Annotated in this window: 26 protein-coding genes; 15 read left to right on the top strand and 11 right to left on the bottom strand. The window is 41.8% G+C overall.

The window, feature by feature from the left end; all coding sequences use genetic code 11:
- Positions 1–13: 13 nt before the first annotated feature.
- The 6 genes from recG to CPC19_RS03645 all read right to left on the bottom strand — a co-directional run bounded on the left by recG (position 14) and on the right by CPC19_RS03645 (position 6,635).
- Positions 14–2,098 carry an ATP-dependent DNA helicase RecG gene (recG, locus tag CPC19_RS03670; RefSeq protein ID WP_016390564.1) on the bottom strand — a complete coding sequence of 695 codons (2,085 nt, stop codon included), beginning with the start codon at positions 2,096–2,098 and terminating at the stop codon, positions 14–16.
- A 25-nt stretch (positions 2,099–2,123) separates the two neighbouring features.
- Positions 2,124–2,513, bottom strand: coding sequence for a RidA family protein (locus tag CPC19_RS03665; RefSeq protein ID WP_015006633.1), 390 nt, complete (start codon positions 2,511–2,513; stop codon positions 2,124–2,126).
- A 10-nt stretch (positions 2,514–2,523) separates the two neighbouring features.
- Positions 2,524–4,686 carry a bifunctional (p)ppGpp synthetase/guanosine-3',5'-bis(diphosphate) 3'-pyrophosphohydrolase gene (locus CPC19_RS03660; RefSeq protein WP_015006634.1) on the bottom strand — a complete coding sequence of 721 codons (2,163 nt, stop codon included), beginning with the start codon at positions 4,684–4,686 and terminating at the stop codon, positions 2,524–2,526.
- Positions 4,687–4,805: 119 nt separating this feature from the next.
- Positions 4,806–5,078 (bottom strand): DNA-directed RNA polymerase subunit omega, encoded by a 273-nt coding sequence (rpoZ, locus tag CPC19_RS03655; RefSeq protein WP_015006635.1) that lies wholly within the window; start codon positions 5,076–5,078, stop codon positions 4,806–4,808.
- Positions 5,079–5,141: 63 nt separating this feature from the next.
- Positions 5,142–5,759, bottom strand: coding sequence for a guanylate kinase (gmk, locus tag CPC19_RS03650; RefSeq protein WP_015006636.1), 618 nt, complete (start codon positions 5,757–5,759; stop codon positions 5,142–5,144).
- A 9-nt stretch (positions 5,760–5,768) separates the two neighbouring features.
- A complete protein-coding gene (locus CPC19_RS03645) occupies positions 5,769–6,635 on the bottom strand; it encodes a YicC/YloC family endoribonuclease (RefSeq protein WP_015006637.1) in 867 nt (288 codons plus the stop codon).
- A 65-nt stretch (positions 6,636–6,700) separates the two neighbouring features.
- On the opposite strand from CPC19_RS03645, the gene CPC19_RS03640 reads away from it, so the two are divergent.
- The 6 genes from CPC19_RS03640 to pyrE all read left to right on the top strand — a co-directional run bounded on the left by CPC19_RS03640 (position 6,701) and on the right by pyrE (position 11,110).
- Entirely contained in the window at positions 6,701–7,612 is a 912-nt protein-coding gene (locus CPC19_RS03640) for a serine/threonine-protein kinase (RefSeq protein WP_016390562.1), read from the top strand.
- 103 nt (positions 7,613–7,715) lie between these two features.
- On the top strand, positions 7,716–8,432 hold the full coding sequence (rph, locus tag CPC19_RS03635; RefSeq protein WP_015006639.1) for a ribonuclease PH: 717 nt from the start codon (positions 7,716–7,718) through the stop codon (positions 8,430–8,432).
- Positions 8,429–9,040: an XTP/dITP diphosphatase gene (locus CPC19_RS03630; RefSeq protein ID WP_015006640.1), complete on the top strand. Its 612-nt coding sequence runs from the start codon at positions 8,429–8,431 to the stop codon at positions 9,038–9,040. The genes rph and CPC19_RS03630 overlap by 4 nt, the downstream gene beginning before the upstream one ends.
- Complete coding sequence (hemW, locus tag CPC19_RS03625; protein WP_016390561.1) at positions 9,037–10,188, top strand: radical SAM family heme chaperone HemW; 1,152 nt, start codon at positions 9,037–9,039, stop codon at positions 10,186–10,188. Before CPC19_RS03630 ends, hemW begins: the two co-directional genes overlap by 4 nt.
- Entirely contained in the window at positions 10,185–10,382 is a 198-nt protein-coding gene (locus CPC19_RS03620) for a CPXCG motif-containing cysteine-rich protein (protein WP_016390560.1), read from the top strand. Before hemW ends, CPC19_RS03620 begins: the two co-directional genes overlap by 4 nt.
- Positions 10,383–10,468: 86 nt before the next feature.
- A complete protein-coding gene (gene pyrE, locus CPC19_RS03615; protein ID WP_016390559.1) occupies positions 10,469–11,110 on the top strand; it encodes an orotate phosphoribosyltransferase in 642 nt (213 codons plus the stop codon).
- Here pyrE and CPC19_RS03610 read toward each other — a convergent pair.
- The 3 genes from CPC19_RS03610 to moaA all read right to left on the bottom strand — a co-directional run bounded on the left by CPC19_RS03610 (position 11,107) and on the right by moaA (position 13,203).
- Entirely contained in the window at positions 11,107–11,403 is a 297-nt protein-coding gene (locus CPC19_RS03610) for a hypothetical protein (RefSeq protein ID WP_015006644.1), read from the bottom strand. The two genes, pyrE and CPC19_RS03610, sit on opposite strands and share 4 nt — an antisense overlap.
- A gap of 202 nt (positions 11,404–11,605) precedes the next feature.
- Complete coding sequence (locus CPC19_RS03605) at positions 11,606–12,073, bottom strand: 4Fe-4S dicluster domain-containing protein (protein ID WP_015006645.1); 468 nt, start codon at positions 12,071–12,073, stop codon at positions 11,606–11,608.
- A 113-nt stretch (positions 12,074–12,186) separates the two neighbouring features.
- Positions 12,187–13,203 (bottom strand): GTP 3',8-cyclase MoaA, encoded by a 1,017-nt coding sequence (gene moaA / locus CPC19_RS03600; protein WP_015006646.1) that lies wholly within the window; start codon positions 13,201–13,203, stop codon positions 12,187–12,189.
- A 309-nt stretch (positions 13,204–13,512) separates the two neighbouring features.
- Between moaA and CPC19_RS03595 the strand changes: the two genes are divergently transcribed.
- From CPC19_RS03595 to CPC19_RS03585, 3 genes are read left to right on the top strand one after another with little or no spacing between them, the layout of a single operon-like run.
- Positions 13,513–14,499 (top strand): ABC transporter substrate-binding protein, encoded by a 987-nt coding sequence (locus CPC19_RS03595; RefSeq protein WP_016390558.1) that lies wholly within the window; start codon positions 13,513–13,515, stop codon positions 14,497–14,499.
- A 12-nt stretch (positions 14,500–14,511) separates the two neighbouring features.
- Positions 14,512–15,258, top strand: coding sequence for an ABC transporter permease (locus tag CPC19_RS03590; RefSeq protein ID WP_016390557.1), 747 nt, complete (start codon positions 14,512–14,514; stop codon positions 15,256–15,258).
- A 6-nt stretch (positions 15,259–15,264) separates the two neighbouring features.
- Complete coding sequence (locus tag CPC19_RS03585; RefSeq protein WP_016390556.1) at positions 15,265–15,996, top strand: ABC transporter ATP-binding protein; 732 nt, start codon at positions 15,265–15,267, stop codon at positions 15,994–15,996.
- A 161-nt stretch (positions 15,997–16,157) separates the two neighbouring features.
- On the opposite strand, the gene CPC19_RS03580 is transcribed toward CPC19_RS03585, so the two are convergent.
- On the bottom strand, positions 16,158–16,520 hold the full coding sequence (locus CPC19_RS03580; RefSeq protein WP_015006650.1) for a phasin family protein: 363 nt from the start codon (positions 16,518–16,520) through the stop codon (positions 16,158–16,160).
- Between the two features lie 307 nt (positions 16,521–16,827).
- Here CPC19_RS03580 and CPC19_RS03575 point away from each other — a divergent pair, with 307 nt between their 5' ends.
- Positions 16,828–17,130 (top strand): antibiotic biosynthesis monooxygenase, encoded by a 303-nt coding sequence (locus CPC19_RS03575; protein ID WP_015006651.1) that lies wholly within the window; start codon positions 16,828–16,830, stop codon positions 17,128–17,130.
- Here CPC19_RS03575 and CPC19_RS03570 read toward each other — a convergent pair.
- Positions 17,125–17,628: an FxsA family protein gene (locus CPC19_RS03570; RefSeq protein WP_015006652.1), complete on the bottom strand. Its 504-nt coding sequence runs from the start codon at positions 17,626–17,628 to the stop codon at positions 17,125–17,127. The genes CPC19_RS03575 and CPC19_RS03570 overlap by 6 nt on opposite strands.
- Before the next feature lie 239 nt (positions 17,629–17,867).
- On the opposite strand from CPC19_RS03570, the gene CPC19_RS03565 reads away from it, so the two are divergent.
- From CPC19_RS03565 to accC, 5 genes are all read left to right on the top strand, one after another.
- A complete protein-coding gene (locus CPC19_RS03565; protein ID WP_084709583.1) occupies positions 17,868–19,736 on the top strand; it encodes a protein-disulfide reductase DsbD in 1,869 nt (622 codons plus the stop codon).
- Positions 19,737–20,279, top strand: a complete 543-nt coding sequence (locus CPC19_RS03560; RefSeq protein WP_016390554.1) for a TlpA family protein disulfide reductase — start codon at positions 19,737–19,739, stop codon at positions 20,277–20,279.
- Positions 20,280–20,417: 138 nt separating this feature from the next.
- Entirely contained in the window at positions 20,418–20,870 is a 453-nt protein-coding gene (gene aroQ, locus CPC19_RS03555; protein ID WP_016390553.1) for a type II 3-dehydroquinate dehydratase, read from the top strand.
- A gap of 2 nt (positions 20,871–20,872) precedes the next feature.
- Positions 20,873–21,322 carry an acetyl-CoA carboxylase biotin carboxyl carrier protein gene (gene accB / locus CPC19_RS03550; protein WP_016390552.1) on the top strand — a complete coding sequence of 150 codons (450 nt, stop codon included), beginning with the start codon at positions 20,873–20,875 and terminating at the stop codon, positions 21,320–21,322.
- Between the two features lie 22 nt (positions 21,323–21,344).
- A complete protein-coding gene (accC, locus tag CPC19_RS03545; RefSeq protein ID WP_015006657.1) occupies positions 21,345–22,685 on the top strand; it encodes an acetyl-CoA carboxylase biotin carboxylase subunit in 1,341 nt (446 codons plus the stop codon).
- Positions 22,686–22,687 lie beyond the last annotated feature (2 nt).

Below are 22,687 nucleotides of genomic sequence, written 5' to 3'. Positions count from 1 at the left end.
CAGCCTGACTCAATTAAACTTGCGCATATTCTACTGAATTCGCTATCCAACGGTGAACTAATGGCTCAACTAACTCCGGCTGTATTCGCAAAACCTCCTCCGCAGACAGTGCCACTTGATCTAACAACTCAGCATCTCGCACTAAGTCAGCCACTTTAAACCGCATAAAACCAGCCTGTCGCTGACCTAATATTTCCCCTGGACCACGCAATTGCATGTCTTTTTCGGCAATTTTAAAGCCATCCGTTGTTTCACGCATAATTGATAACCGCTCACTGGCGTTTTTTGACAACGGCGCCTTATACATCAGCACACAATGACTTTCTCGTTGCCCCCTGCCGACCCTACCTCGCAGTTGATGTAGTTGCGCCAAGCCCAAACGTTCGGCATTTTCAATGACCATTAGACTTGCGTTAGGCACATCAACACCTACTTCAATAACCGTTGTCGCCACCAGAACCTGTAATGCTTGCTGCTTAAATTGCATCATCACAGTCTGCTTTTCTTGTGCTTTCATCCGACCATGTACCAAGCCAATTTTCAACCTTGGTAAACACTCTCGCAGCAAATCAGCCGCTACTTCAGCTGCCTGACACTGTAAAGCCTCCGACTCTTCAACCAGCGTACAAACCCAATACACTTGCCGGCCATCCTCAACCCCTTTTTCAATTCGCTCAATAATTTGTTCTCTTTTAGAGACCGGAAGCACCGCCGTGGTCACTGGTGTTCGCCCGGGTGGTAGCTCGTTAATAATCGACAAATCTAAATCTGCATACCCTAACATTGCTAGGGTTCTTGGAATGGGGGTTGCTGTCATCACCAACTGATGCGGATAAACCCCTGTCTTCGCTCCTTTATCGCGTAACGCTAATCGTTGATGCACACCAAACCGATGCTGTTCATCAATAATGACTAGACCTAGGTTTGCAAAGATTACTTTTTTTTGAAACAAGGCTTGTGTGCCAATTACGATGTTAGACCGACCTTCGGCAATATCGGCAGTAATTGACTCGTATGTTTTACCCTTATGTTGCCCAACAAGCCAATCCACTTGAACACCTAGATCTTTTAGCCACAATTGGAAGTTTTTGAAATGTTGCTCTGCTAATAGTTCTGTTGGTGCCATCATTGCTACCTGATACCCCGCCTCTGTAGCTGCTAAGGCAGCACACGCTGCAACCACTGTTTTCCCTGAACCAACATCCCCTTGTAATAAACGTTGCATCGGGTGTGAACGTGCCAGATCTGACAATATTTCTTGAATCACTCGGTTTTGTGCATTAGTCAGCTCAAAACCCAATGATGTTAAAAAACGCTGTCGACTTTCCCCAGTCGATTTAAAACTCGGCGCAACATCACAACGAACGCCTTTTTTTAACCGACTTAAACTAAGGTGATGAGCCAGTAATTCTTCAAATATTAAGCGTTTAAATGCCGGTCGCTGACTGGCATCCAAGCTTGGCATTGTGTCTGGGTAGTGTAATTGCTGCAAACTGTCTACTAACGTAGGCAGACCGCGTTGACTCAACATGGACTGCGGCAAACAATCACGAATGCCCATCCCTTGTTGAAGGAGCAAAAAAGCCTGCCTTATCAGTTTCCTAAATGATGCTTGATGTAAGCCATCTGTTACTGGGTAAACCGCAAGCAAACCTTCTTGAATTTCACCGCGTTGCGCTTCATTAATCAGCTGATATTCAGGGTGGACCACATCAGCAATCCCTTGTTTACTATAAGATTTAATATCACCAAAACAACGTAGCCACTGACCACGCTGCATAGCTTGTTTTTGACTGTTTGAAAAGTGAAAAAAACGTAATGTGACAAAGCCCGTCCCATCACTCAAGCGAACGAGCAAAGAGCGTCGCCCCCTAAAAACCACCTCTGCTAACTCAACTTGACCTTCAAATAAAGACGACTCCCCTGTTTTCAACGAGCCTATCGCAACCACCTTGCTTCTGTCTTCATAACGAAATGGCAAATGAAACAAGATATCTGCAACACTCACGATCCCTAGCCGACTTAATTTTTCGGCTACTTTTTCGCCAACACCTTTAAGGTAAGTTATGGGCAAATCATCCAAATAACTATCCACCACTATGACAGCCTTCTATGCAATAGTATTAATCGTCAACCAATACCATGACAGCGTCCATTTCAACACGACTATTTTTTGGTAATTCAGCCACGCCTATTGCCGCTCGTGCTGGGTAGGGCTGCGAAAAGTGGGCCGCCATTTTTTCATTGACCACCGGAAAGTCCGCCATATCAGTTAGATAAATATTTAGTTTTACAATATCTGCCAAACCACCGCCTGCCGCTTGTGCCACAGCGGTTAAGTTTTTTAATACTTGTTCAATTTGCTCTTCAATGCCGCCGCTAACCAGCACCATAGTTTCTGGCAATAGTGGAATTTGACCGGATAAATAAACCGTTTGGTCCACCTTAATCGCCTGCGAATAAGTGCCGATAGCATCTGGTGCTAAATCTGTATGAATGACTGTTTTTTGCAAAGCGCCCTCCTTAGTTCCTAATTCGTGCTATTTTTATAACCGATGCAAGTGCATGTAAACGACGCATCACCCTTGCTAAATGCTTCCTGTCCCGTACCGTTATGGTAAAAACATCACTAGAAGCATCTGCAGAACGTGAGGCTATTTTGATGTTTTCAATATTACAATCATACGATGATAATATTGACGCAATCTCTGCTAAAACACCCCGCTCGTTCTTTAACTCTAAGCCTATATCGGAACTAAACTCGCCTTCCACAATATTGGCCCACTGAACACTTAACCAATTTTTGTGTTTGCGTTTATATTCCCGTGTGTTTTTACAATGCACCCGATGTACCACCACACCACGCCCAGGGTTAAAGAAACCAATAATTTTATCGCCTGGAATTGGCCTACAGCAGGTACCCAAATTAATCAGCATCCCATCTGCACCGTGGATATTAAGCGTGGCTGTTGCTTGCTTACCCTTGGCAATGTCGATGAAGGAGTCTTCATCCCCAGCTGCTGCAATTAAATGTTGCGCAACCAACAAAGGCATTCGATTACCAAAGCCCAAATCCATCAATAAGGCATCAAGCGAACCAATTTGCTGTTCGCTTAAAAACTTTTGTAATTGTTCAGGGTCAACATCATCAAAATTTAAGCCGACACTTTTAAACTCTGCATTCAACAGTTGACCACCAAGACGAATAGCATCACGCTCTTTAAATTCTTTAAGGTGATTTCGAATAGCGTGCCTTGCTTTGTTGGTTACAACAAAATTTAACCAATTGGGGTTACAGACTGCGAAATCACTGGTCATAATTTCAATAGTTTGGCCATTTCTAAGCACTGTGTGCAACGGCTCCATTATTCTATTTATCTTCACGCCAGCACACGCCATACCAATATCGGTATGAACCGCAAAGGCAAAATCAACCGCCGTAGAGCCTTTAGGCAATTTAACAATTTTGCCTTTCGGCGAGAACACAAAAATTTCTGTCGGAAACAGATCCACCTTTAACGTATCAATAAACTCAAACGAGTCATCAGAACCCTTTTGCGTTTCTAACAGGTTCCTTAACCATTCATGCGCTCTCACTTTTGCATCATGCGCAACATCTGTTGTTTTATAAAGCCAATGTGCGGCAATCCCTGACTCAGCCAAACGATCCATTTCTAAGGTTCTAATTTGAAGCTCTATTGGCACTCCAAAGGGCCCAACTAATACGGTATGTAATGACTGATAACCATTCGTTTTTGGCAAAGCGATGTAATCTTTAAACCGACCCGGTACCGGTTTGAATAAATTATGCAGCAAGCCTAAGGCTTGATAGCATTGCTCAATTGTCTCGACAATCACCCTAAAGGCATACACATCAAACACTTCGTTAAAGGGTATGTTTTGCCGTTTCATTTTTCGATAAACGCTGTATAAGTTCTTTTCACGCCCGTAAATAACGCCCGGAAAGTCGGTGTCTAAAAACTTTTCTACCAGTAATTTCTCTACTTTATCGACGACCTCTTTTCGGTTGCCTCGAGCTTTTTTAATACTTTTATTGATAATCGCTCTGCGACGAGGGAACATTGCTTCAAAACTAAGGTCTTCTAATTCAAGCCGAAACTCATGCATCCCTAGCCGATGTGCAATAGGCGCATAAATATCTAATGTTTCTTTGGCAATCCTCCGTCTGCTAGCGGGTTTCATCACCTTAATTGTTCGCATATTATGCAAACGGTCAGCTAATTTAATAATAATCACTCGCAAATCTTTTGCCATTGCCAAAAACATTTTGCGCATATTTTCAGCCTGCGCTTCTTCACGAGTTTTAAAGTTAATTTTTGTGAGTTTACTCACTGCATCAACAAGGCCAGCAACATCATCATTAAATAACGACGCCAATTCCTCATAGGTCGTGTCTGTATCTTCAAGAAGATCATGCATTATGGCAGCCATAATGCAGTCAACATCCATTTTCATATGACTTAAAATGAGTGCGACAGACACTGGGTGACAAATATAATCTTCACCACTCAATCGGTATTGTCCAGCATGTGCTTCACTGGCCACTTGGTACGCCTGATGAACCTGATCCAATTGCTCCTGCGATAAGTACTCAGACAACACTGACATTAGCTCTGCTAACAAGGCCGTTTGCGGCAATTCAACGTTTTCTTTTTCTACATCCATCTACAATTATTTTCTTTTTCACATAAAAAATGCCCATGAGAGCATCATGAGCATTTGAGTCTATCACCAAAACTCTATTGGCGAATAGGCAGCGTTTCTAATTTTTTAGTTGGCCAACCCTAGTTTTCTTCAACAGTCACTTGCTCAGTTGAATCAGCGTCTTCAATAAACAGCTCTTCAATCGGTGGATTATCAACCAAGTCCAACGCTTCTTCGGTGATATGACCGGCTGCGATTTCTCTCAGAGCAAGAACAGTTGGTTTATCATTTTCAAGCTCAAGGCTTGAATCAGCACCATCCATTATCTGGCGCGCACGTCTTGAAGCTAATAAAACCAACTCAAAACGGTTGTCTAATTTTTCAAGACAGTCAGAAACTGTTACACGTGCCATTTGAACCCCTTTTAAATATGAAATAATTTGAATAGTCGAACATTATACTATATTTTTAAATAATTAATTAAGCAACTGATTAATCAAAGCCGAGTGGGTGAGTTTTCCCCTTTTCATGGCTAATCGTTGAGTCTTTACAATCATGGCTAGCTCGTCCAAAGCCACTTCAAAATCATCATTGACCACCAAGAAATCATATTCTTCATGATGCACCATTTCATCCACTGCTGTACGCATTCGCTTATTGATAACCTCGTCGCTATCTAACCCACGTCCTCGCAACCTTTCCTCGAGAACCTGTTTGGACGGTGGCAAAATAAATATTGAACAGCTATCCTTCATCACACGGCGAACTTGTTGCGCCCCTTGCCAGTCAATCTCTAGAATAATATCCACCCCTTGTGCTAACTTTTCATCAACCAAGCGCTTGGACGTTCCATACGAATTGCCAAAAACGGTCGCGTATTCTAAAAAGCCATCTTGCGCAACAACCTGTTGAAAGCCTTCCTCGCTGATAAAGTGATAATCAATACCACTCACCTCACCTGACCGTGGTGCTCTCGTTGTACTTGAAACAGACACCTCAATATCTGAGAGTGTCTCTAATAACGCCTTCACTAAACTTGTTTTACCAGCCCCCGAGGGTGCAGATACGATAAATAATTGCCCTGTTCTCGTCACTTTTGTCCTTTATTCTATGTTTTGAATTTGTTCTCGCATTTGTTCTATCAGAACTTTTAACTCAACAGAAACATTCGTTGTTTGGATATCTGCCGACTTTGATCCCAAGGTATTCGCTTCTCGATTAAGTTCTTGCATCAAAAAATCTAACCGTCGTCCAACCGGTTCTTCTTGGTGCAAAATCCTACGTACTTCCTTAACATGTGACTCAAGCCTATCTAGCTCTTCTTCAACATCCATTTTTTGTAAAAAATAAACAAGCTCTTGCTCAAGCCTTGCTTGCTCAGGCTCATCCATCAAGTCCTTAATTTTCTTTTCTAGCTTTTCACGCAGTAAGCCCTGCACTTCTGGTAGCCGTGTTTTAGCTATGTCCATTTGTTCTTGAATCAGCTCACAACGCGAATCAACCATTTCCAATATATTGGCGCCTTCTCGTTCACGCGAGTCAATCAATTGCTCTAACGCCTGATTTAATAATAACATCGCACCATCATGCACCGGCTCTAAGTCCTCCCTTACCTCTGCTTGCACACCCGGCCAACGTAAAATATCTAACGCAGACAGCTTCTGAAACTGTTCCATATTCGTTTCGATCTTCGAGGTTGCTGTTAGCAACTGCTTCAAGCGTGCTTGATTTATTTCAATGCTTTCTTCGCCTTGCTTTTGTTTTCTGTAAACCAAGTTACAATCAACTTTGCCACGCTTTAGCCGCTTGCCAACTGCCTCACGAACTAATGGTTCAATCGTACGAAATATTTCAGGCAACCGAGGTGAAACATCTAAATAACGATGATTAACTGACCGAATCTCCCAAATCAACGTGTATCCTTCAACTTCACACTCACTACTTGCAAAAGCAGTCATACTTCTTATCATTTTGTCGCCTATACTTAACGTTAAACAATAAATATTAGGCTGTTTTTAAAAAGATTAATACCCTGATGACAAAAAACACCTTCTCACTTCCTGCACACGCAACAACAAATCATACCGAGACCTTACCCTCTGGCACTGTTGTTGATGAATATATTATCGAACGCGTCATTGCACAAGGCGGTTTCAGCACCGTCTATTTAGCTCGCCAACTAAACGATCAGCAACAAGTTGCTATCAAAGAATACAAGCCTAAACACCTAACTAGACGCGATGGCAACGCTGTCATGCCTATTGACTCGGCGGCACTAAACTTATTCCAACGTGGCCGCCAGTTATTTATGAAAGAAGCCACCTTATTAACAACCCTCAAACACCCAAACATTGTTAGCGTGCTTAATTTTTTCCTCTGCAATAATACCGCTTACTTAGTGATGAATTATGACTACGGTATAACCCTTGGAAATTGGTTAAAAGATTCAACAAATATCGCGACCACTGAGTTTTTACTGGACGTTTTTCTACCCGTAATGCGATGTATTAAAAACATGCATAACAGAGGGTTACTTCATCTCGATATTAAACCCGATAACATTCTATTAAGACCCTCATGCAACCCTCTCATCCTCGATTTTGGTTCAGCACTGTCTTACAAAAACCAACAACAGCTAAATTCACATAGCATGACAAAGGGTTACGCTGCACCAGAACAACACGAGCAAAGCAAAACACTAGGCCCTTGGAGTGATTGCTATGCAATAGGCGCTAGCATGCGCACTTGTTTAGATAGAACCGCCCCTATAAGCTCATCAGACGTTGTCGCTATTGAAAAAAGGCAATCGGCCCACCGTCTTTATAAGAAGCAAATTAATGAAAATATTCTTTACGCTATCGACTGGGCCATGCAAATGTCACCCTCTAAAAGGCCCCAATCCATCGACGACTTATTGAATATCATAAACTACCGCCAGAATTCTTAATTCAGTCAGATAAAGTGATTTTTCTGGCCTATAATGCGCATATTATCAAACGTGGCATTTTCAACGTTGCCCGTCATTCAATATTATTATCATAGGAAAAAACATGAGACCCAGTGGACGTAACCCTGACCAACTTCGCGAAGTAAAAATAACAACCAACTTTACGATTCACGCCGAAGGGTCTGTATTAATTGCCTGTGGTGACACCCAAGTTCTATGCACCGCTTCGGTTGAAAGCCGTGTACCAAGGTTTTTAAAAGACAAAGGTCAAGGCTGGGTCACTGCTGAGTACGGCATGCTTCCGCGTTCAACACACAGCCGTATGGGTCGCGAAGCTGCGCGCGGCAAACAAAGCGGTCGCACACAAGAAATTCAACGCCTCATAGGTCGTTCTTTGCGTGCCGCCGTTGATCTAAACGCACTAGATGGCTACACAATCACTATCGACTGCGATGTTCTTCAAGCAGATGGCGGGACACGCACCGCCTCTATTACGGGAAGTTTTATTGCTTTGTCATTGGCTATTGAAAAATTACTCGATGAGAAAAAAATCAAGAAAAACCCAATCCATGGTCAAATTGCTGCTGTCTCTGTAGGCATTTTCAACGGCGTGCCAGTGCTAGACTTAGACTACCCCGAAGACTCCGAAGCGGAAACTGACATGAATGTCATTATGAATGAAGCAGGTGCCTTCATCGAAGTTCAAGGCACTGCGGAAGGGCATGCTTTCCGTCGTGAAGAACTGGATGAAATGTTAAACCTTGCCGCATCTGGCATTAGCGAATTAATGCAGCAACAGCGTGACGCCTTAGCAAAATGATCCAACAACTTGTGCTGGCCAGCAGCAATAAAGGGAAAATAGCAGAAATTCAGGCGATGCTTAAACATCAAAACATTGAGATTGTTTCACAATCACATTTTGATGTGCCTGATGCCGAAGAAACCGGCACTACGTTTATTGAAAACGCTATCATTAAGGCTAGACAAGCAACAAAAATTTCAGGTTTACCTGCCATTGCGGATGACTCTGGACTAGAAGTTGATGCCCTTAATGGCGCGCCTGGCGTCTATTCTGCCCGTTATGCAGGCTTACCCAGCAACGATAAAAAAAATACCGCAAAGTTACTCAATGCGTTAGCCGACGTAGCTCAGGAAAAACGTACAGCACGCTTTCATTGCGTGATGGTTTTCATGGCACATGCTAATGACCCTTCCCCTTTGATCTCTCATGGTGTTTGGGAAGGGCGTATCGCATTTCAAGAAAATGGCGATAATGGTTTTGGCTATGACCCCGTTTTTTTTACCCCTGAACACCAGTGCCTCTCTGCTGAGCTAGCGCCCTCTATCAAAAACACAATCAGTCATCGCGCTAAAGCATTGAATCAACTCATGCCTCAAATTTCTGATTACTTCACGACGCAAGCATGACAAAAGGCTCAACAGATTATAGCCTCTATATTCATATCCCTTGGTGCATTAAAAAATGCCCTTATTGTGACTTTAATTCACATGAAAAAAAAGGCGACTATAACGAAGAACTGTACGTTAACGCGCTGATAAAAGATCTCTCAACCGAAATAGAAACTGTTAACAATAAGTCATTAAAAAGTATCTTTATCGGTGGCGGCACACCCAGCCTCTTTTCCGCTGCTAGTATTCACCGCATTCTAGAGGCAACCGATAATGCGCTGGGTATTAATGAACAGACTGAAATTACCTTAGAAGCTAATCCTGGTACAGCCGAAGCCAAGAAATTTTCTGACTTTCACGCAATTGGTATTAACCGCCTATCCATTGGCGTGCAAAGCTTTAATAACGAACATTTGAAAAAACTGGGCCGTGTTCATGATGCTGAGCAAGCGCATAAGGCCATCCAACTAGCACAAAAAGCTGGTTTTAATAGAATCAATCTTGACCTCATGTTTGGCTTACCCGGCCAGAACATCCAACAAGCCATTGACGACGTTGAAATGGCACTAAGTTACCACACAGGCCACCTGTCTCATTATCAACTCACCCTTGAAAAAAACACCTTATTTTATAAACACCCACCAGCGTTACCGCATGATGAGTTAATTTGGGATATGCAAGTTGCCTGTCAAACAAAAATTGATAACGAACTTAACCAATACGAGGTATCTGCCTATGCTGCCGAGGGGCAGCAGTCTCGTCATAACCTAAATTATTGGCAATTTGGCGACTACATTGGAATCGGCGCGGGCGCACATGGCAAGTTAACCGATGAACAAGGTACTATCTCACGCTATTGGAAAAAGAAACTGCCTCGAGACTACATCAAGCTGGCGGGCACTCAAGATGTTATAGGTGGAAAAAATATCGTTAAAGACGCTGAGTTACCTTTTGAATACATGATGAATGCTTTGCGCTTAAAATCAGGCTTTACAGTTGACCACTATCAACAACAAACACATCAAAACGCTTACCAAATACAAGCCATCTTAGACTCACTGGTTAACAAGAAATTATTACAGCGGAACGCTTCAAGCTACCGCTGCACCGAGCAAGGATGGAACTTTCTAAATGATACCGTAGAACACTTTTTACCCAGCGAATGAACGAATTACTGATTAACAAAACTTACAGTTGTCCATACTGCGGAGAACGAATCGATACCTTCATCGACACCTCTCAAGGCAACCATCAAACAGTCGAGGACTGCTGTGTCTGCTGCCGCCCCATTGAGTTAAACATAGAAATTGATATCAGCAGCCAAGAAGTTAACCTAACTGCACACACTGATTCAGAATAATATCGCGCCAAAAGATTGCTTCGTTCCTACGAAATAGAGCACCTTTCAGTATAAAATAGCCCAACATTAACCCAGATAATCAGACCATGAAAAATTACAAACGCGAGTTTATTGAATTCGCCCTGCAATGTAACGCACTCAAATTCGGACAATTCACCCTAAAGTCTGGCCGAATTAGCCCTTACTTTTTTAACACAGGGCTATTTAACACGGGCTATCGTTTACGAAAATTAGGGCATTTCTATGCACATGCCTTGATAGACTCTGGTATGGATTACGATATTTTATATGGTCCCGCTTATAAAGGCATTCCACTTGTTTGCGCTGTGTCTATTGGCTTATCTGAGGTGTCAAATCAAGATATACCCTATGTTTTTAATCGTAAAGAAGTCAAAGACCACGGCGAAGGTGGCTTGTTAGTCGGCTCAGAACTGAAGGGTAACGCTATCATTGTTGATGATGTTATTAGTGCCGGCACCTCGGTTAGAGAGTCTGTCGATATTATTCGATCAGCTAATGCGACTGCATCCGGTGTTCTAATCGCGCTTAATCGGCAAGAAAAAGGTCGTGGCGACACCTCAGCAATCGACGATGTGGAAGAAAGCTATGGCTTTAAAGTCGCTTCTATTATTGGCTTAGCAGACATTATCGATTACCTCAAAGAATCAGCTGAACCTGAGCATTTAAACAGTATTCTTAAGTATCAGGAAACTTACGGGACTGGCTAGCCCCCACCACGAAGAAACTTAAGCAAAAACACGTCCATAAACTGCGCTTGCTTTTCATCATCCATCGTTGAAAAGTCAAAGCTCACGGGCAACATTGGTAGGCGCGTAGAGGATACTTTATGCGTACCCTCATGACCTAAGCTAAGACGCGCCTGTTGATCAGCTACTGTAAAGATAATGAGATTTTCATCGCGTTTATAAACCAACTTATTTTGGTTCTCGAGCAACGAAAGAAACTCTTTGCGCGAGAACCCCATGTCTAATGTAAATTGTTTTTTTTTAAATAGTTTCATTATTCAGCCTCACTTGTTGTCAACTCAAAGAACACTGGCTTTGCTGTTCAGGTTGCAACTTTTAGATTCATCACACGTTCCTTTAAAGCTAAAATCAAGCATAAAAAAAGCGAGACTTTTGTCTCGCCCTTTCTATTAGCACTTTGATCAGCTAATGGATATCAAACGCCGATCAATGCCATTTATCTTATAACGTCAGTCGTTATTTTGCTGGCATCGCTTTCGCCGCATAACCTTTCATTTTGTCATACCCAGTCCAATTCGCATCTTGATAAGTAATAGCATCCGTTGGGCATGCTTTTGCACACTCTGGGTCACCGCCACATAAATCACATTTAATCACTTTGCCACTGTCTGCATTATAGTTAACCGTTCCGAATGGGCAGGCAATCGTACAAACTTTACAGCCAACACATAAATCATTAACAATTTCTTTTGCGCCTGTTTCTTTATTCAACTGAATCGCTTCAACAGGACAAGCATGCATACACCACGCTTCATCACATTGGGTACACGTGTAAGGTACAAAAATACCTTCTTCATGAAATGGGAAGATTTTAATTCTGGATTTTGCTGGGTTAAAAACACCCTCGCCTTCATAAGAACAAGCCATTTCACACTGCAAACAACCCGTACATTTATTTGCGTCAATAACTAATGACATCTGCATAACACCCTCCTGTGGGTTCTATTTACTTTTAATAACATTAACAAAAAATTTATACCGTAAAGACATAAGGCCTAATTTGATTGGTAAAACTTACCTCTTTGCCACACTCACACTTAACCGCCCGTAACACTCATATGTCGAAAAATAACAGGTTGTTCTGTCATATCAAAATCATGCCCTTTTGGCTTTATGTCCATTGACTCTATAAGCGCTTCTTTGACCTTATTTAAATCTGTTGGGTTCGCTCTTAGTACCTGCTTTAAATCCATTGAGTGCTCTTGCCCCAGACACAATAACAACAAGCCCGATGCTGTAACACGCACTCTATTGCAAGTATCACAAAAGTTATGGCTATGTGGAGAAATAAAACCCACCAAATTGTCATAACCTTTTACGCCGTAATAACGTGCTGGACCACCCGTATTTTTTGTACTTGGTAGCAATTCAAATTGTTGTTCTATATCGCGCTTAATTTCATCACTAGAGTAATACGCCTCTTGTCTCGAGTGACTTTCTATGGCCCCTAAAGGCATTTCTTCAATAAAGCTGATATCGAGCCCCTCTTTCATTGCAAACTGAACTAAGCTGTTTACCTCATCGTGATTCCTATTTTTAAGAATCACCGCATTTAGTTTAATTTTTTCAAAGCCCGCTTTTTTAGCAGCTTGAATACCTTCTAAGACAGTATTAAGGTCACCCACTCGCGTTACTTTTTTGAATTTATCCGCATCAAGACTATCTAAGCTGATATTGATTCGTTTGACGCCAGCCTCTTTCAATGGGTGTGCTAATTTAGTTAATTGCGAACCATTTGTCGTAATAACTAATTCTTCCAAGCCCTCTAACTTAGCAACATCTGCCAGCATATTGACGATATCTTTTCGTACCAAAGGCTCACCCCCTGTTATACGAATTTTCGTCACGCCCATTTCTACAAAAGCCTTCGATAAACGAGTTATTTCCTCTAAGCTCAATACCTCTTCGCGCGGTAAAAACTCCATATCCTCGCTCATACAATACACACAGCGAAAATCACAACGGTCTGTCACAGAAATTCGCACATAGGTGACTTGTCGACCAAATTTGTCGATTAACTTATTTGTGTTTATTATTGGCGATACGGCATTCATACAATCTAAACTGCTTCTCCTAATTTTTCTTAAGAAACTCCCGCACTTCAAAAGGTTACGAGCTTCTTGAGAATTACTTTCAATTGAAAATTATTCTCATTTATAATTAATGACTTACAGCCACATTCGTACTTTGTACACCTTACCGCAGTTTAAATTTATAGGTCAATAAATTAGTTCATAAAGCTAACTCCAAACTAGAGCTTTTATATACCTCCCAAGGCCTATTTCATCATTCACTTCACCTTCACTGTAATTAAGATAAACTAGCTTCTATAACAATTATTACAACAGCCCCCTTTACTATAGATGCGACTGTCATTAAAAACATACCTCACCAGCTACGTACTGATAACTGCATTTATTTTATCTTATAGCGCTATCGCCGATACAGGCACGCCGATAAAAATCTCTGTCCTTAAGTTTGGTACTGTTAACTGGACATTAGAAACCATAAAGAAAAATCGACTTGATAAAAAAAATGGTTTTGAACTCATCATCCAGCCTTTAGCCAACACTCAAGCGGGCAAAATTGCACTGCAAGCAGGTGCTGCCGATATTATTGTCTCAGATTGGACATGGGTTGCGCGCCAACGCCAATTTTCATCTGATTATTTATTTGCCCCCTATTCATCCGCGGCAGGTTCTATTATGGTGCCTAATGACTCAGCTATTCATTCCATCAAGGATTTGAGCGGTAAGAGATTAGGGATCGCAGGAGGCGAGCTAGATAAAAACTGGCTGTTACTCCGAGCATTAGCATTAAAAAAAGGCATCGACCTTCAAACAGGCATCGATACATTTTTTGGCGCCCCACCGCTGCTCAATAGCCTCATCAAACAAGGCCAGTTGGACGCCCTAATCAATTATTGGCACTATAGTACGCGTTTAAAAGCAGATGCTTATCGTGAAATTATTAATACGCATGAGATTATTCAGCAACTCGGTATCAACAAAACCGTTCCCATCCTTGGCTACGTTTTTAGTGAAAAATGGGCACGAGAGCAGTCAATCAGCCTCAATAATTTTCTCACCGCTAGCCATGATGCCACTCAGCTCTTATGTACTTCAGATAAACACTGGAAAGCCATCTTGCCGCTAACCAAGACACACAACACATTGACTCAACAACTGTTACGAAAGAGTTATTGCGAAGGACAAATTAAAAAATTTTCAGCTGAAGAGAAACAAGCCATTGCTGATATTTACTCTATAATAGCCGATATTGGAGGTGAAAAACTTGTCGGGACAGTCAAGCAATTTGACCCTAATTTATTTTGGAATAGCGGCCATTAATTAACCAACCTCATGATGCTACGCTCCTCATTCTTAAACTCGATGTTATCATTAGGGCTGCTGATATTAATTTGGCAACTTGCCGCAGTCACATTTAACAGCCCCGTCTTACCCTCACCTTTACTGGTTTATAAGACACTGGCTCATGCTATTCAAACCCATGAATTACCACATCACCTTGGCGTAACTTTATATCGGTTAATAATTAGTTTTTTTCTGGCCATGCTTATAGGAACCGCCATTGGGATTCTTTTAGGCCGGCACAATTCACTCAATCAATTTTTTGATAGTTGGCTAATCATTCTGCTAAATATCCCTGCTTTGGTGACTATTATCTTGTGTTACATTTGGTTTGGTTTAGTTGAAACAGCTGCTATTTTCGCTGTCGTTATCAACAAGATTCCCAACGTTATCGTCACCATTAGAGAAGGCACTAAAAACCTAGATGAGCACCTTATGGAAATGACTAGGGCTTATCGATTTGGGCGCTACAAGACATTGCGTCATGTAATTCTCCCCCAACTCTTTCCTTACATTATGGCTGCCGCCAGAACCGGCCTTGCTCTAATATGGAAAATAATTTTAGTCGTTGAAATGTTAGGCAGAAGCGATGGCATGGGTTATCAAATACACCTGTTTTTTCAACTTTTTGATATCCCCAGCATTATGGCTTATACCGTTTCTTTTATTATTGTCATTCAATTGATAGAAAGCATGATATTAAAACCCTTGGACAAAAAATCTCAACGCTGGAAATAACGTACGATGAGCTCTCTTACTGTCGATATAAAAAAGAAGAACTTTCCAAAAAGTGGGCTTAAGGAAACGTTCACCGTCATAGAAAACCTTTCTTTCGATATAACAAATAATGAGTTTGTCTGCCTTGTCGGCCCATCAGGCTGTGGCAAAACAACGCTGCTTAATATTATCGCGGACCTTGATAGTGATTATGACGGTACTATTAATAGTCAAAGCAGCAAGCTTCGACCCAGTTACGTTTTCCAAACTCCCCGTTTATTACCATGGCGAACTGTCTTGGAAAACATTCAATTAGCAACCCAGCCCGATGCTTCTTTAGCCAGCATAATAAAAACTCTTCAATCCTTAAACTTAGGCGACCATCTACATAGCTACCCCCATCATTTATCACTGGGAATGCAACGACGGGTTTCACTTGCAAGAGCTTTTTGCTTACCAAGTAACTTGTTGTTAATGGATGAGCCGTTCGTTTCGCTCGACCAGGCCAACGCGAACAAAGCCAGAGGGGCTTTATTAAACTTATGGCATGAAAAACCAAGGTCTATATTATTTGTTACCCATGATTTAAGCGAAGCGATAACACTAGCCGATCGCATTTTATTTTTATCCGCCCCCCCTAGTCATATTATCGCCGAGGTCAACATTAGCCTGACGAGAACTGAACGCACACTCAATCAAGTTAACGCATTTAAAGAGCATCTGAAAACCAGCCAACCAAACATTCGCCCATTTCTGTAAGTTAAACGCATAAACTGGCTATAAAAAATATAACCTCTGTTTTCTTAAGATACTCATAAACAAAAAAAATCCGCTACCAAATTTGGCAGCGGATTTTTATAGCTATTAAACCATCCTCAAAAAGAGGACTTCTCACAAATGGTCAAGCAATTAGTTTCACTTTAAGCTGCTTTTTTAGCTGCTTTTTTTACAGTGTCTTTAACTTCTTGAGTTACTACTGAGTTGCTTTCTTGAACAAGCTTAATCACTTCTTCGTTATAAGCCTTAACCTCTTCAATCAATTCTTTACTATCAGCTTGTACTTTTTCAAAGCTACTTTGGGCCAGTTCAACCTGATCTTTAACAAAAGCACTTAGGCCTTCAAGATCTGTAATGGCAGTAGCCGCTTTAATGCGTGCTTCAGTGAGAGCAACATATTCTTTAGCTGCAGCTTGTTGTGCGGCAATAGCTTTTTCGAACTGTGCTTTATTTAATTCAACTAATTTTTTAGCAGGAGCGAATAAAGTTTCTAGATTATTTAACATGTCATATCCTTTTATTTGTTTTAAGGTATAAGCAATAACTTCTTCTTTGCTGAGTTGGATTATACAGTGTTTTTATTGCAGCGCAACACTTATCTAACTATCGCATTTTGCACGCACTGTCAACACCCCTTGAACCACTAGTGGTATTAGTCCCCTTACTAAATATTTATATTGCAGTCTTAAAAGAACATACGCTAACCTCTTTAGTTAACGTATCATTAACGACGACGATATCCATTTAATAGTCTCGATTATTCAGCGTAATGAATGGTAAAAAAGTCTTATTTAACCAAAAAGGAGCAGTGTTATGTTTATCGCAATGAACCGCTTTAAAGTAAGCCTTGGCAAAGAAAACGAGTTTGAAGAAGTTTGGCGTTCACGCGAATCTCGCTTAAATGAAGTCCCTGGTTTTAAAACATTTCACCTTTTACGTGGCCCAGCACTTGAGGATCACACCCTATTTGCCTCACATACAACATGGCAAGATAAAGCGGCTTTTGATGACTGGACTCACTCGGACGCGTTTAAACAAGTGCACGCTCAAGCCGGGCAAACAAAAGGTTTATATATTGGGCACCCTAACTTTGAAGGGTTTGAAGTCGTTTTATAGCTTAGGTGGTTTAGTTGTTTTTTTTGTTACATCAGTCTCGTCTTCCCGCTTGAACTCACCTTCGATGATATCCCCATCCAACGCGTCTTCACGGCTGCCTTGTTGAAACGGGCCATCTTGTTGGAAAGAGGCTTGGCCCATTAACGAGCTCTGCAGAATAGAGCGCGCAAAGCGATATCGTAACGACGGCACTAAACAAAGAAAACCAATAATGTCCGTCAAAAAGCCTGGTGTTAACAGCAAGGCTCCACTGACCAGCAACATAGCACCCTCAACCATCTCCACTGCTGGTATCTCAGCTCTAGACAGGCTTGCCTGTATGCGCTGTAGTGTTGCTAGGCCCTGCAATCTAAACAGGTAAGCACCTAATACCGCTGTCAGCAAAATCAACACAACGGTAGGAAACGCACCGATTATGCCTCCCACCTGAATAAGAAAATAAATTTCCACCACAGGGACAACAATTAAGAGTAACAAAAAAACAGAAAAGGGATTCATAGCCAACAGCTTACACAGGAACGATGCCTTTGTAAAAACTGGCATACAGATAAACAGCACAATAACAACATTAAAAAGAAAGATATCAGGAGCTCTTCAGGTCCTAATCTCTATGCAAAACAAAATCAGCTCCTTTGTATTACCGGTGGCGTTATAATGCCTACAAATAACAATGAACAACAAGCACCTGAGCAATGCTTGATATTTCAAGTTAGCATACTGACCCAATCAATTACTCAATGAAAACAAGAAATGTAATTATTTTATGTCTTCTCCTTTGCGCTGTATTTTCTACATCAATGGGGCTTGCAGCTGAGGCAGACCTTAATAAAAAAAATATTACCGATACAATAGGTGATTTATTTGATCGATTCAGTACTTCCCCCTCTGATGCATTACTGGAACCAGATGATGCCTTTAAATTTTTTGCAGAGGTAAACGATCAACAACACATTATCTTAAATTGGCAAATTGCTGACGGTTATTACTTATATCAACAACAGGTTGAGGTAACAGTAATCAACCCTCAAGGCGTTCAGTTAGAAGCAATAAAATTCCCAAAAGGCAAGCGCAAAGTAGATGAGATATTTGGTGATACGGTGGTTTATTACCATGATTTACGACTCACCCAACGCTTAACCAATCCACTTGTTAAACCCACTAACGTAACGCTCAACATTCGATTTCAAGGCTGTGCTGATATTGGGGTTTGCTACCCGCCCATGAATAAAACGGTGAGCTTATCCCTGCAACCGACAAACCACCTAAATATTACCCAGCCGACAAAACCTACCCCTAGCAATATTTCGGAACAGGGCCGAATCGCCAAAGCCCTTGTGGACAATACCGTTTGGTTGACCGCTTTAACCTTCCTTGGGTTTGGTCTATTACTCTCATTGACGCCTTGTGTATTTCCCATGATCCCTATTCTGTCTGGCATTATTATTGGGCATGGCAAAAGCCTTACTACACGTAAAGCCTTTTATTTATCCTTTAGTTACGTGTTTGCCTCGGCAATAACGTATGCGCTTTTCGGCATATTAGCGGGCCTGTTTGGTAGTAACTTACAAGCCACCTTTCAAAACCCTTGGATTCTCAGCATCTTTAGTGGGCTTTTTGTGTTACTTGCTTTATCGATGTTTGGCTTGTATCAAATACAGCTACCTAATGCACTCCAAAGTAAACTATCTCAACTGTCACAACACCAAAAACACGGCTCCTTATGGGGCAGTGCAATCATGGGTATTTTATCGACACTTATTGTTGGCCCCTGTGTTGCTGCGCCACTCGCCGGGGTGTTGATTTATATAGGACAAACGGGCGATGCTGTATTAGGCGGCCTTGCACTATTCTCGTTAGGCCTCGGTATGGGCATTCCCTTACTAATTATCGGTGTTTCTGCGGGTAAATTATTACCTAAGGCCGGGCACTGGATGGAACCCATTAAGTACTTCTTTGGGGTGTTATTATTGGCTGTCGCTATCTGGCTTGTTGAGCGCATTTTACCGGCCAGCATCACACTCCTTTTGTGGGCAAGCTTATTTATTATTTGCGCCATTTACCTTAACGCACTGGATCGGTTACCAGAAAATTCTTCGGGTTGGCAAAAACTATCCAAAGGAGTCGGTGCTATTTTGATGATCTATGGTGTTATTTTAATGCTCGGTGCAGCCTCCGGCGGAAGCAACCCCTTAAAACCTTTAGCCAACTTTAGTCTTTCGCAAAAAAATAACACTCTACAGCATAGCCTGCCATTTAAGAGAATCCAAAATATTGACGACTTACAGGCTGCTTTACAGCTTGCCTCTCAAAACAAACAATTCGTCATGTTAGATTTTTATGCTGACTGGTGTGTTTCCTGTAAAGAAATGGAAGCCTTTACCTTTAGTGAACCATCTATCCAACAGGCTTTAAAAAACACCCTCCTGTTACAAGCAGATGTCACCAAAAATAATGATGAAGATCGAGCATTATTAAATGCTTTCTCACTTATTGGGCCACCAGCCATTTTATTTTTTTCGCCTAACGGCACTGAAATAAAACAACATCGAGTCATCGGCTATATGGCAGCTGACGATTTTCTAAAACAACTACAAATACTGAAATAAATGAAGAAGAAGGCTCTATTTTCAATTGGTTTTATACTTATCTTCGCTACCGTTGCTATCACTTTGTTTAGCAAGAACCCTTTAACTATTAGCTCTAACGACACAACAGCTACTCAGCAGGCCCCAACCATGCGGCCAGAGTTTTCTTTTCCCGACCTTCAAGGCCAGTTACGAAACATTAAGGAATGGGACGGCAATTATATCGTGCTTAATTTCTGGGCAACTTGGTGCCCACCTTGTCGTGAAGAAATCCCTGAATTCATTGCCATGCAAAAAGAATATGGTGCAACCAACCTACAGTTCATTGGAGTTGCCATTGATAACACGGTCTCAGTTAACAAATTTGCTTTAGAAGTAGGCATCAACTACCCAAATTTAATTGCCGAAATACAGGGTCTGGATCTAGCAAGGCAATACGGCAACACCATGGGCGCCCTTCCTTTTTCTGTTATTATCAACCCTGAAGGCCGCATTATTACTCGTCAAGTAGGGCTTCTTGAACGATCCAAAATTCTTAAATCCATTCAGCTTTCAAAAGGCTAACTCCTGCTAACTTGCTTATATTTGTCTTTATCTTTCGCGAAATAACATTTTATATAGACTTTATCCAAAAGCTTTGGCAAAATCCCCCCTTATTGCAAGATGAAATTGCATAACCAATTATTTTTAAGTTAGTACATTATGGCAATTATTTCAGTCATCAACGGCCCAAACCTAAATATGCTAGGCACACGAGAACCTGGGATTTATGGTGCTCAAACTCTCGCAGATATAGAGAGTTCCTTAACTCAGCTGGCCGAACAACACGGACACGAATTGCTTTTCTATCAAAGTAATGCAGAGCATGACCTTGTTAATAAAGTACAACAAAGTAAGCATGATAAGGTTGCTGTTATCTTATTAAACCCAGCGGCTTTTACGCATACAAGCGTTGCCTTGCGTGATGCCCTATTAGCAAGCGACACACCTTTTATTGAGCTTCACTTATCAAATGTTCATGCTCGCGAGTCATTTCGCCAACACTCTTATTTTTCAGATATTGCCAAAGGTGTTATCTGTGGCTTCGGCCCCGACAGTTATAAATTAGCGCTGCTTGCAGCTCTCCCATTAATACAAAAACCATCAAGAGATTAATTATGGATATAAGAAAAGTTAAAAAACTGATCGAACTCATCGAAGAGTCCGATATTGCAGAAATTGAAATTCACGAAGGTGAAGAGTCTGTACGTATCAATCGTTACTCTTCAACACAACCTGTTGCCGTAACACAAATGCCTGCACCTGCTGCCTCTCCAGCCGTTGCCAGCGCTGCGCCTCAAGCAGCTGCAAGCGACAATACTGAACAGCCGTCTGGACATGTTATTACTTCTCCAATGGTCGGCACGTTTTATGACGCACCTGCGCCAGGCTCGGCCCCTTTCGTCAAAATAGGTCAATCCGTTCAAAAAGGCGATACCTTGTGCATTATTGAAGCAATGAAAATCCTTAACCAAATTGAAGCGGACAAATCTGGTGTTATTGCATCAGTGTTGACTGAGAATGGCCACCCAGTCGAATTTGATCAGCCACTTTTCATCATCGAATAACCGCCCCTGAGACGAGAAAAATATGTTCGATAAAATTCTTATTGCCAACCGTGGTGAAATTGCTTTGCGTATTTTGCGTGCCTGTCGCGAAATGGGCATCCAAACAGTTGCCGTTCACTCCTCTGCCGACCGTGATTTAAAACACGTTCGTTTAGCAGATGAATCCGTTTGTATTGGCGGTCCTTCATCTACAGAAAGCTACCTAAACGTACCCGCCATTATTAGTGCTGCAGAAATTACCGATGCCCAAGCTATTCACCCCGGCTACGGCTTTTTGTCTGAAAATGCGGACTTTGCTGAACGCGTAGAACAAAGCGGCTTTACATTTATTGGCCCTCGCTCGGAAACAATTCGCCTAATGGGTGATAAAGTCTCAGCGATTGAGGCAATGATTAAGGCTGGCGTGCCTTGCGTTCCCGGTTCAGATGGCCCGTTAAACGATGACAAAGAACGAAATGTCAGATTAGCCCGTGATATTGGCTACCCCATTATCATTAAAGCTGCTGGCGGTGGTGGTGGCCGCGGGATGCGTGTGGTTCATACAGAAGCAGCCCTTTTGAATGCCATTTCACTGACCAAAACCGAGGCTAAAAACTTTTTTGGTAACGATATGGTGTATATGGAGAAATTCCTTGAAACGCCACGCCATATCGAATTCCAAGTGCTGGCCGACCAACACGGTAACGCCATTCACTTGGGAGAACGTGACTGCTCAACTCAGCGTAAGCACCAAAAAGTAATTGAAGAAGCGCCCGCAATTGGCATCAGCGAAGAGGTTCGCCAAGAAATTGGTACTCGCTGTGCGAAAGCCTGTACAGATATTGGCTACTATGGAGCAGGAACCTTTGAGTTCTTATATGAGAAAGGTGAATTTTATTTCATTGAAATGAATACACGGGTTCAAGTAGAACATCCAATTACAGAAATTGTCACTGGTGTCGATATTGTTGCTGAACAACTGAAAATTGCCGCTGGTCTACCACTTGGTTACACGCAAGATGATATTAAAATTTCAGGTCACGCTATTGAATGTCGTCTAAATGCTGAGCATTCTGAAACCTTTATGCCTTCACCAGGGAAAATCACACAGTTACATATCCCAGGCGGTCCTGGCATTCGCTTTGATAGCCATATCTATAACGGCTACACCGTGCCTCAATACTATGACTCGATGATCGGCAAACTGATCGCATCAGGCCCCTCTCGCGACTCTGCACTTGCTCGCACAAAAACAGCTCTTAACGAAACGGTTATTGATGGCATTCACACCAATATCCCGTTATTAAAGGACATTGTGGTCGACAAAGATTTTGCCTCAGGCGTCTATAATATTCATTACCTTGAAAAGAAACTGGGGATGTAATC

The organism is Cycloclasticus sp. PY97N, assembly GCF_002443175.1.
In the GTDB taxonomy this organism is placed as follows: domain Bacteria; phylum Pseudomonadota; class Gammaproteobacteria; order Methylococcales; family Cycloclasticaceae; genus Cycloclasticus; species Cycloclasticus pugetii.
This window is presented reverse-complemented; position numbering and strand designations above follow the sequence as displayed.

Bases quoted from the DNA above. Each gene is read 5' to 3' on its own strand.
- CPC19_RS03660 (WP_015006634.1), bottom strand. From the start codon at position 4,686: ATGGATGTAGAAAAAGAAAACGTTGAATTGCCGCAAACGGCCTTGTTA.
- rpoZ (WP_015006635.1), bottom strand. From the start codon at position 5,078: ATGGCACGTGTAACAGTTTCTGACTGTCTTGAAAAATTAGACAACCGT.
- CPC19_RS03645 (WP_015006637.1), bottom strand. From the start codon at position 6,635: ATGATAAGAAGTATGACTGCTTTTGCAAGTAGTGAGTGTGAAGTTGAA.
- CPC19_RS03640 (WP_016390562.1), top strand. From the start codon at position 6,701: ATGACAAAAAACACCTTCTCACTTCCTGCACACGCAACAACAAATCAT.
- rph (WP_015006639.1), top strand. From the start codon at position 7,716: ATGAGACCCAGTGGACGTAACCCTGACCAACTTCGCGAAGTAAAAATA.
- CPC19_RS03630 (WP_015006640.1), top strand. From the start codon at position 8,429: ATGATCCAACAACTTGTGCTGGCCAGCAGCAATAAAGGGAAAATAGCA.
- hemW (WP_016390561.1), top strand. From the start codon at position 9,037: ATGACAAAAGGCTCAACAGATTATAGCCTCTATATTCATATCCCTTGG.
- CPC19_RS03620 (WP_016390560.1), top strand. From the start codon at position 10,185: ATGAACGAATTACTGATTAACAAAACTTACAGTTGTCCATACTGCGGA.
- pyrE (WP_016390559.1), top strand. From the start codon at position 10,469: ATGAAAAATTACAAACGCGAGTTTATTGAATTCGCCCTGCAATGTAAC.
- CPC19_RS03610 (WP_015006644.1), bottom strand. From the start codon at position 11,403: ATGAAACTATTTAAAAAAAAACAATTTACATTAGACATGGGGTTCTCG.
- CPC19_RS03605 (WP_015006645.1), bottom strand. From the start codon at position 12,073: ATGCAGATGTCATTAGTTATTGACGCAAATAAATGTACGGGTTGTTTG.
- moaA (WP_015006646.1), bottom strand. From the start codon at position 13,203: ATGAATGCCGTATCGCCAATAATAAACACAAATAAGTTAATCGACAAA.
- CPC19_RS03595 (WP_016390558.1), top strand. From the start codon at position 13,513: ATGCGACTGTCATTAAAAACATACCTCACCAGCTACGTACTGATAACT.
- CPC19_RS03590 (WP_016390557.1), top strand. From the start codon at position 14,512: ATGATGCTACGCTCCTCATTCTTAAACTCGATGTTATCATTAGGGCTG.
- CPC19_RS03585 (WP_016390556.1), top strand. From the start codon at position 15,265: ATGAGCTCTCTTACTGTCGATATAAAAAAGAAGAACTTTCCAAAAAGT.
- CPC19_RS03580 (WP_015006650.1), bottom strand. From the start codon at position 16,520: ATGTTAAATAATCTAGAAACTTTATTCGCTCCTGCTAAAAAATTAGTT.
- CPC19_RS03575 (WP_015006651.1), top strand. From the start codon at position 16,828: ATGTTTATCGCAATGAACCGCTTTAAAGTAAGCCTTGGCAAAGAAAAC.
- CPC19_RS03570 (WP_015006652.1), bottom strand. From the start codon at position 17,628: ATGAATCCCTTTTCTGTTTTTTTGTTACTCTTAATTGTTGTCCCTGTG.
- CPC19_RS03565 (WP_084709583.1), top strand. From the start codon at position 17,868: ATGAAAACAAGAAATGTAATTATTTTATGTCTTCTCCTTTGCGCTGTA.
- CPC19_RS03560 (WP_016390554.1), top strand. From the start codon at position 19,737: ATGAAGAAGAAGGCTCTATTTTCAATTGGTTTTATACTTATCTTCGCT.
- aroQ (WP_016390553.1), top strand. From the start codon at position 20,418: ATGGCAATTATTTCAGTCATCAACGGCCCAAACCTAAATATGCTAGGC.
- accB (WP_016390552.1), top strand. From the start codon at position 20,873: ATGGATATAAGAAAAGTTAAAAAACTGATCGAACTCATCGAAGAGTCC.
- accC (WP_015006657.1), top strand. From the start codon at position 21,345: ATGTTCGATAAAATTCTTATTGCCAACCGTGGTGAAATTGCTTTGCGT.